The organism is Streptomyces sp. NPDC127190 (genome assembly GCF_042672505.1).
Lineage (GTDB): Bacteria > Actinomycetota > Actinomycetes > Streptomycetales > Streptomycetaceae > Streptomyces.
The window spans coordinates 111,093-128,590 of record NZ_JBHXVE010000023.1; the positions used below are offsets into that span (position 1 = coordinate 111,093).

General features: G+C 74.6%; 1 protein-coding gene. It reads left to right on the forward strand.

What is annotated here, in order from left to right; translation table 11 throughout:
• The coding region (locus tag ACFVIU_RS29550) for a non-ribosomal peptide synthase/polyketide synthase (protein WP_385846236.1) at positions 1 to 17,498 on the forward strand (17,498 nt) is incomplete at both ends.

The following is a 17,498-nucleotide window of genomic DNA, read 5'->3' on the forward strand; positions in this document are numbered from 1 at the left end:
CCCCGTGGTGTTGGGGGGGGTCGGCGCCCGCCCGCGGGGGCGCCGCACGACCCGGATGTACGCGGCGCTGGCCGGCGGCGGCCCGGTTCCGCGGTCGCCGTTCGGCTCGCTGGACGACCTGATCCGCAGTGACGCCGGCTACCGCGCCTCCGAGCAGTTCGGCTCCGACCGGTCGTACTGGACGGAGCGGCTCGCCGACCGGCCGGAACCGGCCCGGCTCACCGGCCGGACCCCCCGTAGTGGGAGCGACCCGCGCGGCCCGGTGGAACCGGCGGTGCTCCGGGTGGACACACTGCGCGCGGCGGCGGCGGAGACCGAAGTGCACTGGTCCCGCCCGCTGATCGCGGCGGCGGCCCTCTACGCACACCGGCTCAGCGGAGACCGGGAGGTGCTGATCGGCTTTCCCGTCACCGGGCGCGAGGGAGCCGAACGGGCCCTGCTCACCACGCCCGGCGCGGTGGCGAACGTGGTGCCGCTGCGCCTGCCGGTGCGGCCGGAGACACGGTGGCACGACCTCGTCACCGAGGTGGCGGAAGCAGCCGACGGTGCCTTCGCGCACCAGCGCTACCGCAGCGAGGACCTGTTCCGGGACCTCGGCGGCAGCGGCACGGCGTTCCCGCTGGTCGTCAACATCCTGGTCTTCGACTCCGCTCCGGCCTTCGCCGGACACCCCGCCACGCTGCACTATCTGCTCCCGGACCCGGCCACCGGGCTCGCCCTCTGGATCACCGGCCGGCGCGGGGCCGCCGAGGTCCAGGTCGAACTGAAGGGAGCGCCCGACACCTGGAGCGACGACGAACTCGCAGAGCACCAGGCGCGGTTGACCGCGCTGCTGGACGCCGTCGCGGCCTGCGACCCGCGGGAGCCGGTCGGCCGGATCGGCCTGCTGTCCGCCGAGGAGCGCGACAAGCTGTCGGGCTGGGGTACCGGTCACGCGGGGCCGGCCCGTGCCGGGAGCCTGCCGGAGGCGTTCCGGGCGCAGGTGCGGGCGGTTCCGGACGCGCTCGCGGTGGTGGGGCCGGACGCGACGCTGACGTATGCGGAGCTGGACGCGCGGGCGAACCGGCTGGCGCACGCCCTGATCGCCCGCGGGGCCGGGCCGGAGCAGCTGGTCGCCGTGGCCCTGCCGCGCTCGGCGGAACTGGTGGTGGCCGTCCTCGCGGTACTCAAATCCGGTGCCGCCTGCGTTCCCGTCGATCCGGAGTACCCCGCCGCCCGGATCGGGTACATGCTCGACGACGCCCGCCCGGTCCTGGTGGTGACGGACACCCGCACCCGGGACCGGCTGCCCGAGGCCGGTTCCACCGAACCTCTGGTGCTCGACGACCCGCGGACCGCGGCACTGCTGGCGGGTTGCCCGGCGACGGACCCGGACGTGGCCGTCGCACCGGAGCATCCGGCCTACGTCATCTACACCTCCGGTTCCACCGGGCGGCCCAAGGGCGTGCTGCCGACGCACGGGGGCCTGCTCAACCTGTTCGCCGGCCAGCAGCGGGCGCTGTACCCGCCCCTGGTCGGGGAGCGGGACCGGCTGCGCGTGGCGCTCACCACATCGGTGTCCTTCGACGCGTCCTGGAACCAGCTGCTCAGCCTGTTCGCGGGCCATGAGCTGCACGTCCTGGACCACGCGACCTGGACCGACCCGGAGGCCTTCGTCGACTACGCCAGGCGCTGCCGCCTCGACTTCGTCGAGGCCACCCCGTCGTACCTCCATGTCCTGGTCGCCCAGGGGCTGCTGGACGATCCGCAGGCGCGGCCCGCGCTGGTCGCGGCGGGCGGGGAGGCCGTCCCGCAGCAGCTGTGGGAGCGGCTGCGCACGGCCGACGGGGTGTCCTGCGTCAACTTCTACGGGCCGTCCGAGTGCACCGTGAACGCGTCCGTCGCGCCGCTGGGGTCGAGCCGGCGTCCGGTGATCGGCCGGCCGGTCGACAACACCCGGATGTACGTCCTGGACAGCGCGTTGCAGCCGATGCCCGCGGGGGTGGCGGGTGAGCTGTACATCGCCGGCGCGGGCCTGGCCCGGGGCTATCTGAACCGGCCCGGGCTGACCGCCGGACGCTTCCTGGCGGACCCGTTCGGGCCGGCCGGCGCGCGGATGTACCGCACGGGTGACCTGGTGCGGTGGGGGCCGGACGGGAACCTGGAGTTCCTCGGCCGCACCGACGACCAGGTCAAGGTCCGGGGTTTCCGGATCGAACTCGGCGAGATCGAGACCGTGCTGCTCGATCACCCGCAGATCGTCCAGGCCGCGGTCGTGGTGCCCAGCGAGGAGGACGCCCGGCTGGTCGCCTACTGCGTGCCGGCGGCCGGTGCCACGGTGGCCGTACCCGCGCTCCGGGAGCACCTGCGCGAACGGCTGCCGGAGTACCTGGTGCCGGGCGCGTTCGTGCTGCTGGACGCGCTGCCGCTGACGCCGAACCGCAAGCTCGACCGGCGGGCGCTTCCGGCCCCCGGGCAGTCCGCGGGCGTACCGGGCCGCGCTCCGCGCACGGCGACCGAGCACCTGCTGGCCGGGCTGTTCGCCGAGGTGCTGGGGGTCGCCGAGGCCGGGCCGGACGACAGCTTCTTCGACCTCGGCGGGCATTCGCTGCTGGCCACCCGGCTGGTCGCCAGGGTGCGGTCGGCGCTGGGCGTGGAGCTGCGGCTGAGCGACCTGTTCGACGCGCCGACGGTGGCGGAACTCGCGGCGGCGGTGGACGAGGCGGGCCGGGCGCGGCCGGCGCTGGGGCCGTGCGAGCGGCCCGAGCCGGTCCCGCTGTCCTTCGCGCAGCGCCGGTTGTGGTTCCTGCACCGCATGGAGGGCCCGAGCGCCACGTACAACATCCCGCTGGCGCTGCGGCTGTCCGGCCGCCTCGACCAGCGGGCCCTGGACGCCGCCCTGGCGGACGTGGTCGAGCGGCACGAGAGTCTGCGCACCGTCTTCCCGGTGGTCGACGGCGTGCCCTGCCAGCGGGTGCTGGACGCCGACCGGGCCCGGCCGCGGCTGCGGGTGACCGAGGCCGGCGCGGGCGACCTGCCGGACCGGCTGGCACAGGCGGCCCGGCACGGCTTCGACCTCTCCACGGAGCCGCCGCTGCACGCGGAGCTGTTCCAGCTGGGCGCCGACGAGCACGTACTGCTGCTGGTGGTGCACCACATCGCCGGTGACGGCTGGTCGATGGGGCCGCTCTCGCGGGACCTGACCACCGCCTACGCGGCCCGGTGCGAGGGCGCGAAGCCGGAGTGGTCCCCACTGCCGGTCCAGTACGCCGACTACACCCTCTGGCAGCGGGAGCTGCTCGGGGACGGCTCCGACCCGGACAGCCTGCTGGGTGCTCAACTGGCGTACTGGAAGGAGCGGTTGGCGGGACTTCCCGAGCAGGTCGAGCTGCCCTTCGACCGGCCTCGGCCGACGGCGATGTCCTACCGGGGCGCCCATCTGCCGGTGCGGATCGACGCCGAACTGCACCAGGGGCTGCGGGCGCTCGCCCGCGACGGCGGGGCCAGCCTCTTCATGGTGCTCCAGGCCGGGCTGGCCGCTCTGCTGGGCAAGCTCGGCGCGGGCGACGACATCCCGATCGGTACGCCGATCGCCGGGCGCACCGACGAGGCCGTGGACGAGCTGGTCGGCTTCTTCGTCAACACCCTGGTGCTGCGCACCGACCTGTCCGGCGACCCGTCGTTCACCGAGCTGCTGGGCCGGGTGCGCGCCGGCGCGCTGGCCGCGTACGGCCATCAGGACGTGCCGTTCGAGCACCTCGTGGAGGCGTTGAACCCGGCCCGGTCGCTGGCCCACCACCCCCTGTTCCAGACCATGCTCGCGTTGCAGAACGCGCCGCTCGGCACGTTCGACCTGCCGCGGCTGCGGGTGGCGGCCGATCTGGTGCACACCGGGACGGCCAAGTGCGACCTGACCTTCATGCTGACGGAGGAGCCCGGCACGGACGGGCTGTCGGGCCTGGTGGAGTACAGCACCGACCTGTTCGACGCGGTGACCGTGGAGGGGATCGTCGAGCGGTGGCTGCGGCTGCTGCGCGCCGTGGTGGCCGACCCCGGCCGGCGGATCGGCCAGGTGGACGTGGTGTCCGCCGACGAGCTCCGCGCGCTGGTGCCGGCCGCCGTCGGCCGGAGCGGAGAGCTGCCGGACAGCAGCATCCCCGCGCTCTTCGCGCGGCAGGTACGGGCGAACCCGGCGGCGGTCGCCGTGGTGAGCCCCGAAGCCACGCTGACGTACGGCGAGTTGAACGCCCGGGCCAACCGGCTCGCGCACCGGCTGATCGCCCGCGGGGTGGGGCCGGAGCAGCTGGTCGCGCTGGCCCTGCCGCGCTCGGCCGAGCTGGTGGTCGCGGTCGTCGCGGTCCTCAAGGCGGGCGCCGCCTATGTGCCGGTGGACCCGGAGTATCCCGCCGCCCGGATCGCCTATCTGCTGCGGGACGCCCGGCCGTCGCTGCTCGTGACGACGAGCCGGATCGGCGGGCTGCCGGGTGCGGAGACGGTGGAGCGGCTCCTGCTGGACGACGCCGTCCCGAGCGGGCTGCCGGACACCGACCCGGAGATTCCCCTCGACCCGGGCCATCCCGCCTATGTCATCTACACCTCCGGGTCCACCGGCGCCCCCAAGGGTGTCGTGGTCCAGCACCGCAACGTGGTCCGGCTGTTCGGCACCGCCGAGGAGCTGTTCGGCTTCTCCGCCGAGGACGTGTGGACCCTCTTCCACTCCTACGCCTTCGACTTCTCGGTGTGGGAGCTGTGGGGCCCGCTGCTGTACGGCGGCCGGCTGGTGGTCGTGGACCACGAGACCAGCCGCTCGCCACACCGGTTCCTGGAGCTGCTCGCCCGTGAGCGGGTGACGGTGCTCAACCAGACGCCGTCCGCCTTCTACCAGCTGATGCAGGCGGACGCGGAGGCGCCGGGGACCAGCCGTTCGCTGGCCCTGCGCACGGTGGTGTTCGGCGGCGAGGCGCTGGAGCACGCCCGGCTGGCGAGCTGGTACGAGCGGCACCCGGACGACGCTCCGCTGCTGGTCAACATGTACGGCATCACCGAGACCACGGTGCATGTGACCCACGCGGCGCTGGACGGGTCCGGTACCGTCGCCGGCCGGATCGGTACGGCCCTCCCGGACCTGCGCACCTATGTGCTGGACGCCCGTCTGCGGCCGGTGCCCCCGGGGGTGCCCGGCGAGCTGTACGTCGCGGGCGCCGGGCTGGCGCGCGGCTACCTGAACCGGCCCGGGCTGACCGCCGGGCGCTTCGTGGCCGACCCGTTCGGGCCGGCCGGTGCGCGCATGTACCGCAGCGGCGATGTCGTGCGCCGGTCCGCGGACGGCGGCCTGCGGTTCGTGGGCCGGGCCGACGACCAGGTGAAGGTCCGCGGCTTCCGGATCGAACTCGGTGAGATCGAGGCGGCGCTCGCGGCGCATTCCGGCGTCGCCCAGGTCGCCGTCCTGGCGCGGAAGGACCGGGCCGACGACACCCGGCTGGTCGCCTACCTGGTGCCGCCCGCCGGTGCCGCCCCGCGCCCGGCCGAACTGCGCGAGCATCTGCGGGCGCAGCTGCCGGAGTACATGGTGCCGGCCGCGTTCGTCACGCTGGAGAGCCTGCCGCTGACGGCCAACGGCAAGCTGGACCGGCGGGCGCTGCCCGAGCCGGAGTCGGCTCCGGTGACCACCGGCCGGGCTCCGCGGACGCCGCAGGAGCAGGTCCTGTGCGACCTGTTCGCGGAGGTGCTCGGGGTGGCCGAGGCCGGTGTCGAGGACAGCTTCTTCGACCTCGGCGGGCACTCGCTGCTGGCGACCCGGCTGGCCGCCCGGGTCCGGGCGACCCTGGGGGTGGAGCTGGAGCTGCGCACCCTGTTCGAGACCCCGACCCCGGCCGGGGTGGCCGCCGCGCTGGCGGGGGCCGGCCGGGCGCAGTCGGCGCTGGTGCCCCGGCCGCGATCCGAGCGGGTGCCGCTGTCGTTCGCGCAGCGCCGGCTCTGGTTCCTGCACCAGCTGGACGGTGCGGGCGCCAACTACCACATCTCCCTGGCGTGGCGGCTGTCCGGGAAGCTGGACCGGCCGGCCCTGGAAGCCGCCCTGGCGGATGTGGCGGGCCGGCACGAGAGTCTGCGTACCCTCTTCCCGGCGGTGGACGGGGTGCCGTACCAGCAGGTGCTGGACGTCGTGGCGGGCCGTCCGCGGCTGGACGTGTGCCGGACCGGCGAGGCGGAGCTGCCGGGCGTGCTGGCGGCGGCGCAGGCCCGTCCGTTCGACCTGGCGGCCGAAGTGCCGCTGCGCACCCAGCTGTTCGAGCTGGGGCCGGACGAGCATGTGCTCCAGCTGGTGCTCCACCACATCGCGGGTGACGGCTGGTCGCTGGGCCCGCTGACGCGGGACCTGACCGCCGCCTACGCGGCACGCTGCCGTGGCGAGGAGCCGCGGTGGGAGGAGCTGCCGGTCCAGTACGCCGACTACACGCTGTGGCAGCACCAGCTGCTCGGTGACACCGCCGACGCGGACAGCCTGCTGGCCCGTCAGGCGGACTACTGGAAGCAGCAGTTGGCCGGTCTGCCGGAACAGATCCAGCTGCCGGCCGACCGGCCCCGCGCGGCGGTCGCCTCGCACCGGGGCGGCTTTGTGCGGGCCGGGCTGGACGCGGAGCTGCACCGCGGGCTGCGCGAGCTGGCCCGCGCGCACGGGACCAGTCTGTTCATGGTGCTCCAGGCCGGGCTGGCGGCGCTGCTGAGCAGGCTCGGCGCGGGCGACGACATCGCGGTCGGCAGCCCGGTCGCCGGCCGCACCGACCAGGCGCTCGACGAGCTGGTCGGCTACTTCGTCAACACGCTGGTGTTCCGTACGGACACCTCGGGCGATCCGACCTTCGCCGAGCTGCTCGGCCGGGTCCGGGACACCTCGCTGGCCGGGTACGCCCACCAGGACCTGCCGTTCGAGTACCTGGTCGAGGCCCTCAACCCGGCGCGGTCGCTGGCACACCACCCGCTGTTCCAGGTCATGCTGGTGCTCCAGAACGTGCCCCGGGCCGACTTCGCCCCACCGGGGCTGCGCGCCGACGAGGTGCAGCTGCCCACGACCACGTCCAAGTTCGACCTGGTCTTCTCGCTGTCCGAGCGGCACGCCGGGGACGGCTCCCCGGCCGGGATGGACGCGTTCGTCCAGTTCGCGAGCGACCTGTACGACCCGGCCACCGTCGACACGATGCTCGCCCGCTGGGTGCGGCTGCTGCGGGCGGCCGTCGCCGACCCGCGACAGCGGCTCGGCCGGCTGGATCTGCTGTCCGCCGAGGAGCGCCGTGCGCTGCTGCCCCCCGTCGAGGGCGGGGCGGCCACCCTGAGCCTGCCGGAGATGTTCGCGGCGCAGGTGGCGGCGACACCCGAGAACGTCGCGCTGTCCTTCGAGGGCGTGGAGACGACCTACCGTCAGCTGGACGCCTGGGCGAACCGGTTCGCGCACGCGCTGATCGCCCGGGGGGTGGGTCCGGAGCAGCTCGTGGCGGTCGCACTGCCCCGGTCGACGGAGTTCGTGGTGGCCGTCCTGGGCGTGCTGAAGACGGGGGCCGCCTATCTGCCGGTCGACCCGGGCTATCCGGAGTCGCGCATCGCGTTCATGCTGGACGACGCGCGGCCGGCCGTGGTGGTCGACGACCCGGCGATGGTCGCCGACGTGTCCGGGTGGCCGGACACCGACCCCGCCGTCGCCGTGGACGCCCGGAACGCGGCCTACGTGATCTACACGTCCGGGTCGACGGGACGCCCCAAGGGCGTGGTGGTGAGCCACGCGGGCCTGCGTGGGATGGTGGCCGAGCAGGTCGAGCGGCTCGGCATCGACACGGCCGCCCGGGTGCTCCAGTTCTCCTCGCCCGGCTTCGACGTCTCGCTGTGGGACCTGTGCGGGGCCCTGCTCACCGGTGCCACCCTGGTGCCGGCGTCCGCGACCGAGCCGGTCTCCGCGCTGACCGACCCGCGCCTTGCCCTCACCCATGCGACGGTGCCGCCGTCCGTGCTGGCGGCGCTGTCGCCGGACGCCGTGGCCGTGCCGACGCTGGCGGTCGCCGGTGAGGCATGCCCGCCGGAGCTGGTGGCGCGCTGGGCGCCCGGGCGCCGGATGATCAACGCGTACGGCCCGACGGAGACGACGGTCATCGCGACGATGAGCGAGCCGCTGGCACCGGGTTCGGGCGTGCCGCCGATCGGCTCGGCCGTCGCCGGGTTCCGCGCCTTCGTGCTGGACCAGCGGCTGGAGCTGGTGCCGCCGGGGGTGACCGGGGAGCTGTACGTCGCCGGGCCGGGCCTCGCGCGCGGCTATCTGAACCGGGCCGGGCTCACCGCCGGACGGTTCGTGGCCTGCCCGTACGGCGCGGCGGGTGAGCGCATGTACCGCACCGGGGACCTGGTGCGCCGGCGCACCGACGGGCAGCTGGAATACGTCGGCCGCGCCGACGGCCAGGTGAAGGTGCGCGGGTTCCGGATCGAACTCGGCGAGATCGAGACGGCGTTGGCCGGGCACCCGCAGGTCGGCCAGGTCGCGGTGATCGCCCGGCGGGACCAGACGGAGGACGTTCGCCTGGTCGCGTACGTGGTGCCCGCCACCGGCGCCGGACTCCGGCCGGAGGAACTCCGCGCCCACCTGCGCGCTTGGCTGCCGGACTACATGGTGCCCGCCGCGTTCGTCACCCTCGACGCCCTGCCGCTGACCGCCAACGGCAAGCTCGACCGGCAGGCGCTGCCCGCGCCCGAGTTCACCGGATCACGGGCCGGCGGCGCCCCGCACACACCACAGGAGCAGGTGCTGGCCGGGCTGTTCGCCGAGGTCCTCGGCCTGACGCAGGTCGGCCTCCACGACAGCTTCTTCGACCTGGGCGGACACTCCCTGCTCGCCACCCGGCTGGTGGCCCGGGTCCGGGCGACCCTGGGCGTCGAACTGGCGCTGCACACCCTGTTCCGGAACCCGACGGTGGCCGGCGTGGCCACTGCGCTGGGCGGCGCCGACCGGGCGCGGCTCGCCCTGGTGCGGACGGAGCGGCCCGAGCGGGTGCCGCTGTCGTCCGCGCAGCGCCGGCTGTGGTTCCTGCACCAGCTGGAGGGCGCTGCACCGATCTACAACATGCCGCTGGCGTGGCGGCTCTCCGGGGCGCTGGACCGCACGGCACTTCAGCAGGCGCTGGCCGACCTCGTGGCCCGGCACGAGAGCCTGCGCACGGTCTGTCCGCAGGTCGACGGGGTGCCGTACCAGGAGGTGCTGGACGCGCGGACGGTACGGCCGCAGCTGCCGGTCACCCGGGCGGACGAGACGGAGCTGCCCGGGCTGCTGGTCGCGGCGGCGGGGCGCGGATTCGACCTCGCGACCGAACCGCCGCTGCGCGCCGAGCTGTTCGAGGCGGCACCGGACGAGCACGTGCTGCTGGTGGTGGTGCACCACATCGCCGGTGACGGCTGGTCGCTGGGCCCGCTGTCGGGCGACCTGGCCACCGCGTACGCGGCGCGCTGCCGGGGCGAGGAGCCGCAGTGGGCGCCGCTGCCGGTGCAGTACGCCGACTACACCCTCTGGCAGGACCGGCTGCTGGGCGACCCGGACGACCCGGACAGCCTGTTCGCCCGCCAGGCGGCCTACTGGACGCGGGCGTTGGCGGACCTGCCGGAGCAGCTCCGGTTGCCCGCCGACCGGCACCGCCCCTCCGCTCCCTCCTACGCCGGCGGTCACCTGGCCGTCGAGCTGGACGCCGACCTGCACGCCGGGCTGGTCCGGCTGGGCCGGGAGCACGGCGCCAGCGTGTACATGGTGTTGCAGGCCGCGCTGGCGGCTGTGCTGGACAAGCTCGGCGCGGGGACGGACATCCCGGTCGGCAGTCTGATCGCCGGCCGGACCGATCAGGCGCTGGACGACCTGGTCGGGTTCTTCGTCAACACCCTGGTGCTGCGCACCGACACCAGCGGGGACCCCACCTTCGCCGAGCTGCTGGGCCGGGTCCGGGAGAACGCGCTGGCCGCGTACGCGCACCAGGACCTGCCGTTCGAGCACGTGGTCGAGGCCCTCAACCCGTCCCGGTCGCTGGCCCGTCAGCCGCTGTTCCAGGTGCTGCTCGCGCTCCAGAACGTGCCCCGCACCGAGTTCGCGCTGAGCGGTCTGGCCGCCGAGATCGTCCTGGTGCGGACGCCGACGGCCATGTTCGACCTGGGCTTCCACCTGCTGGAGCGCGGCGGTACCGGAGGACCGGCCGAGGGCATCGTCGGGCGGGTCGAGTACAGCACCGACCTGTTCGACCGCACCACGGTGGAGGCGCTGGTCGCCCGGTGGCTGCGCCTGCTGGCCTCGGTGGTCGCCGAGCCGGGCCGACCGCTGAGCCGGATCGACGTCCTCACCGCCGAGGAACGGCACGAGCTGCTGGTCGTCCGCAACGACACCGCCCGCCCGGTCCCGGATGCCACCCTGCCGTCCCTGTTCGAGGACCAGGCGCGGGCGACCCCCGAGGCGCCGGCGGTGGTGTTCGAGGACACCGTGCTGACGTACCGGGAGCTGAACCGCCGGGCCAACCGGCTGGCGCACGCGCTGATCGCACGCGGAGTGGGGCCGGAGCAGGTCGTCGCCCTGCGGCTGCCGCGCTCGGCCGAGCTGGTGGTCGCCGTCCTCGCGGTCCTCAAGACGGGCGCCGCCTACCTGCCGGTCGACCCGGACTACCCGGCCGCCCGGATCGCGTACATGCTCCAGGACGCGCGGCCGGCCGTGGTGCTGGACGACCTCGCGGCCGTCACCCCGGCCGGGGAGCTGCCGGAGCACGACCCGGCCGTGGCCGTGGACGGGCGGCACCCCGCCTATGTCATCTACACCTCCGGGTCCACCGGCCGCCCCAAGGCCGTGGTGATGCCCGCGGCCGGGCTGCTGAACCTGCTGGCGTGGCATCACCGGGCCGTCGGCGGCGAACCGGGCACGCGCACCGCGCAGTTCACCGCGATCAGCTTCGACGTCTCGGTGCAGGAGACCCTCTCCGCGCTGCTGTACGGCAAGACCCTGGTGGTGCCGACCGAGGAGCAGCGCCGTAGCGCCGAGCTGTTCGCCCGGTGGCTGGACCGGCACCGGGTCGAGGAGCTGTTCGCGCCGAACCTGGTGGTCGAGGCGGTGGCCGAGGCCGCCGAGGAAGCCGGGCTGGAGCTGCCGCACCTGCGGCTGGTCGCACAGGCCGGCGAGGCGATGCGCCTGGGCGGTGCCGTACGCCGCTTCCAGGCCCGGCGGCCGGGCCGGGTGCTGCACAACCACTACGGCCCCGCCGAGACCCATGTGATCACCGCGTACGCGCTGCCGGCCGACCCCGCGGACTGCCCGCTGCCGGTGCCGATCGGGCGCCCAATCGCCAACTGCCGGACCTATGTGCTGGATTCGGCCCTGCGGCCGGTCGCCCCCGGTGTGACGGGTGAGCTCTACCTCGCCGGGGAGGGACTCGCCCGCGGCTATCTGAACCGGCCCGGACTGAGCGCCGGGCGGTTCGTCGCCGACCCGTACGGCCCGGCCGGCGCGCGGATGTACCGCACCGGCGACCTGGTCCGCTGGCGCGCCGGCGGCGAGCTGGAGTTCGCCGGCCGGGTCGACCACCAGGTCAAGGTCCGCGGGTTCCGGATCGAGCCGGGCGAGATCGAGGCCGAGCTGACCGCGCACCCGGGTGTCGCGCAGGTCGCGGTGCTCGCCCTGGAGGGCCGGATCGTCGCGTACGTCGTCCCCTCGGCCGGGACCGGGGCGAGCGCGGCGGCGCTCGCGGCGTACCTGCGCGACCGCGTGCCGGACTATCTGGTGCCGTCGGCGTTCGTGCTGCTGGACGCGTTGCCGCTGACGCCGAACGGGAAGCTGGACCGGGCGGCGCTGCCCGCGCCCGAGCCGGGTGCCGCCGGGGGCGGCCGCGCGCCGCGCACCCCGCAGGAGCAGATCCTGTGCGAGCTGTTCGCCGAGGTGCTGGGCGTGCCCCGGGCCGGGGTGGACGACGACTTCTTCGACCTGGGCGGGCACTCCCTGCTCGCCACCCGGCTGGTCTCGCGGGTCCGGGCGACCCTCGGTGTCGAGCTGGAGCTGCGCGCCCTGTTCCGGTCGCCGACGCCCGCCGGGCTCGCCGCCGGGCTGCACGCCGCCGGTACCGCGCGGCAGGCCCTGGTGCCGCGGCCCCGCCGCGAGCCGATGCCGCTGTCGTTCGCGCAGCGGCGGCTCTGGTTCCTCCAGCAGTTCGGGATGCCGAGCGCCACGTACCACATCCCGTTCGCGCTGCGGCTGTCCGGTGCTCTCGACCGGGAGGCGCTGAGCGCCACGCTCGCCGATGTGGTGGCCCGGCACGAGACCCTGCGCACGGTCTTCCCGCACACCGCCGGTGTTCCGCACCAGCGGGTGCTGGACGCCGCCGAAGCCGCCGTCCCGCTGACGGTCCGCACGGCCGCGGAGGCCGAGGTACCGGCCCTGCTGCGCGAGGCGGCCGTGCGTGCCTTCGACCTGACGTCGGAACCGCCGCTGCGGGCGGAGCTGTTCGCCGTGGCGCCGCAGGAGCACGTCCTGCTGGTGGTGCTGCACCACATCGCGGGTGACGGCTGGTCCATGGGCCCGCTGGCCCGCGATCTCGCCGCGGCCTACGCGAGCCGGCGGGACGGCGGGGCGCCCGACTGGCCCGCGCTGCCGGTGGCGTACGGCGACTACACCCTGTGGCAGCACGAGATCCTGGGCGACGAGCGCGACGCGGACAGTGTGTTCGCGCGCCAGGTGGGCTACTGGACCGAGGCACTGGCCGGGCTGCCCGAGCAGCTGTCCCTGCCCGTCGACCGGCCGCGTCCGGCCGCCATGTCGTACCGCGGCGGACTGCTGGACGTCCGGATCGACGCGGAACTGCACGCGGGGCTGGCGGAGTTGGCGCGGCATACCGGCACCAGTCTGTTCATGGTGCTCCAGGCGGCGTTGGCGGCGCTGTTCACGCGGTTGGGCGCGGGGACGGACATCCCGATCGGCAGCCCGATCGCGGGGCGTACCGACGAGGCGCTGGACGACCTGGTCGGGCTGTTCGTGAACACGCTGGTGCTGCGCACCGACACGAGCGGGGACCCGACGTTCGCCGAGCTGCTGGCGCGGGTGCGGGAGACGGCGCTGTCGGCCTATGCGCACCAGGACGTGCCGTTCGAGCACCTGGTCGAGGTGCTGAACCCGTCCCGGTCGCTCTCCCACCACCCGCTGTTCCAGACCGGACTGGTCGTGCAGAACGCGCCGGGCGGCGACTTCGAGCTGCCCGGTCTGCGGGCGACCCAGGTGGCCGTGCCGACCGGGACGTCCCGGCTGGACCTGACCTTCGGCCTGGCGGAGCAGCACGGGTCCGACGGCACGCCGGCCGGTCTGAGCGGCGCGGTCGAGTACAGCGCCGATCTGTTCGACCACTCGACGGTGGAGACCCTGTTCGCCCGGTGGACCAGGCTGCTGTCCGCGGTCGCGGCCGCTCCGGACCGGCCGATCGGCGAGATCGATCTGCTGTCCGCCGAGGAGCGCCGCGAGCTGCTGCCCGCCGCCGAGCGCGGGGCTGCCGTCACGACCCTGCCGGAGCTGCTCGCGGCGCAGGTGGCGGCGGTGCCGGACGCGGTCGCGCTGGTCTGCGGCGACACCGAGCTGACCTACCGTCAGCTGAACGCCCGGGCCAACCGGTTCGCCCACGAGCTGATCGCCCAGGGCGTCGGCCCGGAGCAGATCGTGGCGGTGGCCCTGCCCCGGTCGGTGGAGTCCGTCGTGGCTGTCCTCGGTGTGCTGAAGGCCGGAGCCGCCTACCTTCCCGTGGACCCGTCGTACCCCCCGTCCCGGATCGCCTTCATGCTGGACGACGCCCGCCCCACGGCGGTCATCGACGACCCCGCCATGGTCACCGCGGACGACCGGCCGGACACCGACCCCAAGATCGCCCACGACGCCCGGCATCCCGCCTACGTGATCTACACATCCGGCTCCACCGGCCGCCCCAAGGGCGTCATGGTCAGCCACACCGGTGTGGCGGGGCTGGTGGCGGCGCAGGTCGAGCGGCTCGGCGTGGCGCCGGGCAGCCGGGTGCTCCAGTTCGCCTCGCCCAGCTTCGACGCGTCGTTCTGGGACCTGTGCAGCGCGCTGCTCACCGGTGCCGCCCTCGTCCTGGCCCCGGCCGAGGCCCCGGCGGAGGCCCTGACGGACCGCGGGCTCGACGTCACCCATGTGACCCTTCCGCCCTCGGTCCTGGCGGCGCTCGACGGCGCGGACGTCACGGCGGCCACCCTGGTGGTGGCGGGTGAGGCGTGTGCGCCGGAGCTGGTGGCCCGGTGGGCGCCGGGACGGCGGATGATCAACGCGTACGGACCGACGGAGACGACGGTGTGCGCGACGATGAGCGCGCCCCTGTCGCCGGACTCGGGCGTCCCGCCGATCGGCCGGCCGGTCGCGGGGTTCCGGGCCTACGTGCTGGACGATCGTCTGCGTGTCGTGCCGCCGGGCGTGCCCGGGGAGTTGTACGTCGCCGGTCCGGGACTGGCGCGCGGATACCTCAACCAGCCCGCACTGACGGCCACCCGCTTCGTCCCCTGCCCCTTCGGCACCCCCGGCGAACGCATGTACCGCACCGGCGACCTCGTACGCCGCCGCACCGACGGCGACCTCGAATACATCGGCCGCGCCGACCAGCAGGTCAAGGTACGCGGCTTCCGCATCGAACCCGGCGAGATCGAAGCCGCCCTCGCCGAACACCCCGCCGTCGCCCAGACCACCGTCCTCCCCGACGGCGACCGGCTCATCGGCTATGTGGTGGCGCGTCCCGGCACGGTCGTACGTCCGGCGGAGCTGACGGCGTACCTGCGCGACCGTCTGCCCGACTATCTGGTGCCGTCCGCGTTCGTGGTGCTGGACGCGCTGCCGCTGACGCCGAACGGGAAGCTGGACCGGGCGGCGCTGCCGGCGCCGGAGTCGGTGGCCACGGCGCCGGGCCGGGCGGCGCGCACCCCGCAGGAGCAGATCCTGTGCGAGCTGTTCGCGGAGGTGCTGGGCGTACCGCGGGTCTGGGCCGACGACGACTTCTTCGACCTGGGCGGACACTCCCTGCTCGCCACCCGGCTGGTCGCGCGGATCCGCTCGGTGCTCGGCGTGGAGCTGGGGCTGCGCGCGCTCTTCCAGGCGCCCACCGCGGCGGGAGTGGCGGCGGCGCTGGCCGAGGCCGGCCGGGCCCGCCCGGCGCTGACGGCGCACGCGCGTCCGGACGTGGTCCCGCTGTCGTTCGCTCAGCGGCGGCTCTGGTTCCTGCACCGCATGGACGGCACCGCGGCGACGTACCACATCCCGCTGGCGCTGCGGCTGACCGGAACGCTCGACACCGCGGCGCTGGACGGGGCGCTGTCCGACGTGGTGGCCCGCCACGAGAGTCTGCGGACGGTCTTCCCTGAGGTCGACGGCGTGCCCTGCCAGCGCGTCCTGGACCCGGGTGCGGCCCGGCCCCGGGTGCGGTCGACGGAGGTGTCGGAGGCCGAACTGCCCGGGCGGCTGGCCGAGTTCGCGCGGCTGCCGTTCGACCTGGCGGCGGAGCCGCCGCTGCGGGCGGAGCTGTTCACGCTCTCGCCTACGGAGCATGTGCTGCTGCTGGTGATGCACCACATCGCGGGCGACGGCTGGTCCACCGGTCCGCTCGCCCGTGATCTGGCGGAGGCGTACGCCGCCCGGTGCGAGGGCCGCACACCGGACCGGCCGGTCCTGCCGGTGCAGTACGCGGACTACACGCTGTGGCAGCGCGAGCTGCTCGGTGACGCCGCCGACCCGGAGAGCCGGTTCGCCGAGCAGCTCGCGTACTGGAAGGACCAGCTGTCCGAGCTGCCGGAGCTGCTCCAGCTGCCCACCGACCGGCCCCGGCCGGCCGTCGCCCGCTGGCACGGCGACCAGGTCGGCCTGGAGCTGGGCCCCGAACTGCACGCGGCGCTGGTGGAGTTGGCGCGGCGCACCGGGACCAGTCTGTTCATGGTGCTGCACGCGGCTCTGGCTGCGTTGTACACGCGGTTGGGCGCGGGGACGGACATCCCGATCGGCAGCCCGATCGCGGGGCGTACCGACGAGGCGCTGGACGACCTGGTCGGGTTCTTCGTGAACACGCTGGTGCTGCGCACCGACACCAGTGGTGACCCGACGTTCGCCGAGCTGCTGGCGCGGGTGCGGGAGACGGCGCTGTCGGCCTACGCGCACCAGGACGTGCCGTTCGAGCACCTGGTCGAGGTGCTGAACCCCTCCCGGTCGCTCTCCCACCACCCGCTGTTCCAGACCATCCTGGCCGTGCAGAACGCGCCGATGGGCCGCTTCTCGCTGCCCGGTCTGGAGGTCGCCACCTATGCGGTGGCCACCGGAACCGCCAAGTTCGACCTCGGTGTGAACCTCGCCGAGCGGTTCGGTCCGGACGGCTCCCCGGCCGGGATCACCGGTGTGGTCGAGTACGCCACCGACCTGTTCGACCGGGACACGGTCGCCGCGCTCGCCCGGCGCTGGACGCTCCTGCTGGAGGCGGTCACGGCCGACCCGGAGCAGCCGATCGGGCTGATCGACATCCTGGACGCCGAGGAGCGGCACCGGCTGCTGGAGGGCGGCAACGCGACCGCCCGTGAGGTGGACGCGGTACCGGTGGCGCAGGCGTTCGCGGCGCGGGTGGCGGCGGTGCCGGACGCGGTCGCACTGGTCTGCGGCGACACCGAGCTGACCTACCGTCAGCTGAACGCCCGGGCCAACCAGTTCGCCCACGAGCTGATCGCCCAGGGCGTCGGCCCGGAGCAGATCGTGGCGGTGGCCCTGCCCCGGTCGGTCGAGTCCGTCGTGGCGGTCCTCGGCGTGCTGAAGGCCGGAGCCGCCTACCTTCCCGTGGACCCGTCCTATCCCCCGTCCCGGATCGCCTTCATGCTGGACGACGCCCGCCCCACGGCGGTGATCGACGACCCCGCCATGGTCACCGCGGACGACCGGCCGGACACCGACCCCGAGATCGCCGTCGACCTCCGGCATCCGGCCTACGTGATCTACACATCCGGCTCCACCGGCCGCCCCAAGGGCGTCATGGTGAGCCACACCGGCGTGGCGAGTCTGGTCGCCGCCCAGATCGAGCGGTTCGCGATCGAACCCGACAGCCGGGTGCTCCAGTTCGCCTCGCCCAGCTTCGACGCCTCGGTGTCGGAGGTCTTCACCGCCCTGCTGCGCGGCGCGGCCCTGGTGCTGCCCCCGGCGGCGGAGCCGGTCGCCGCGCTGACCGACCCGCAGCTCGCGGTCACCCATGCGACCGTGCCCCCGTCCGTGCTGGCCGCCCTGCCGCAGGCCGCGGTGACCGTGTCGACACTGGTGGTGGCGGGTGAGGCGTGTGCCCCGGAGCTGGTGGCCCGGTGGGCGCCCGGACGCCGGATGATCAACGCGTACGGACCGACGGAGACGACGGTGTGCGCGACGATGAGCGCACCCCTCTCACCGGACTCGGGCACCCCGCCGATCGGGCGGCCGAGCGCCCCCGCCCGCGGGATCAACCTAGACGAGCGGCGGCGGGCGG